Genomic DNA, 1,326 nt, shown 5'->3' with positions numbered 1-1,326 from the left:
CACGCTGGCGCTGCTCGAGCCGACCGGAATGGTGATGGTCTGGCCGTTGGACAGGGTCACTACGACTGGCGAACCGGTGACCGGTGATGTCACGGATGCGGTGTAAACCACGGTGCCGCCTTCAGCGACGGTAGACGTCGCGGTCAGGTTCACGGTCGAAGTGTCGAGGGTGTCAGTCACCTCGGTGACCGCTGCCTCTGGGTTGGTCGCCAGGTTCTCAAAGTTGCCGCCCGCGGCGTCCTTGATGGTCACTTCAACCTTGCCGGCGTCCTTGTAGACGTCGTCCTTCGGTGCGTCGACAGTTACGCTGCCCGTAGTCGCGCCAGCGGCGATGGTGATCACGGCGCCGTTGCTCAACGTGACGGTGACTGGAGTCCCGGCGGTGTTGCTCAGGGTCGCGGTGTAAACAATGGAACCGCCTTCAGCGACCGAATCAGTCGCCGAGAGGCTGAGGGTGGTGGTGTCTGGAGTATCGGTCACCGAGGTATCCGCCGACTTGCCATCGACGTCCAGCTTCTCGTAGTTGCCACCTTTGGCGTCGTCGATCTTGACGCTCAGGGAACCGCCACCCGCCAGTGCATCGTTTGGCGCAACGAAGTGGACAGAACCGCTGCTCGAGCCGACCGGAATGGTGATGGTCTGGCCGTTGGACAGGGTGACGATCACTGGCGAGCCGGTGACTGGCGACGTCACGGATGCGGTGTAAACCACGGTGCCGCCTTCGGCGACGCTCGATGTGGCACTCAGCGAAACGGTGCTGGTGTCGATGGTGTCGTTGACGGTGGTCACCGCAGGCGTGTCGCTGGCGACCAGGTTCTCGAAACCACCACCAGTCGCATCTTTGATGGTTGCTTCGACGGTGCCGGCATCTTTGTAGACATCGTCCTTTGGTGCGTCGACGGTCACGGAGCCGGTAGCTTTACCCGCTTCGATGGTGATCACGGCGCCGTTCGACAGGGTCACGGTGACCGGTGTACCGGCTGCATTGGTCAGGGTTGCCGTGTAGGTGATCTGGCCGCCCTCATCCACGGTGCCGGTCGCGGTCAGCGACAGGTTGGTGGTGTCTGGAGTATCGGTGATTGAGGTGTTCGCCGACTTGCTGTCGACTTCCAGTTTCTCGTAGTTACCACCTTTGGCATCGTCGATCTTGACGCTCAGCGAACCGCCACCGGCCAATGCATCGTTGGGCGCGGTGAAGTTGACGCTGGCACTGCTCGAGCCGACCGGGATGGTGATGGTCTGGCCGTTGGACAGGGTGACGACCACCGGCGAGCCGGTCACCGGCGCCGATACGGACGCGGTGTAAACCACGGTCCCACCCTCAGC

General features: G+C 62.6%; 1 protein-coding gene. It reads right to left on the bottom strand.

All coding sequences use genetic code 11. The annotated features are described in order from the left end of the window. Positions 1–1,326 (bottom strand): immunoglobulin-like domain-containing protein (locus MMG91_RS28775; protein WP_405046577.1); only part of this gene is annotated, 1,326 nt, incomplete at both ends.

It is taken from the genome of Pseudomonas sp. JL3, assembly GCF_031570575.1.
Classification (GTDB): domain Bacteria; phylum Pseudomonadota; class Gammaproteobacteria; order Pseudomonadales; family Pseudomonadaceae; genus Aquipseudomonas; species Aquipseudomonas cucumis.
Note: the sequence above shows the minus strand (reverse complement) of the source record. Positions and strands in the feature narration are given on the sequence as shown.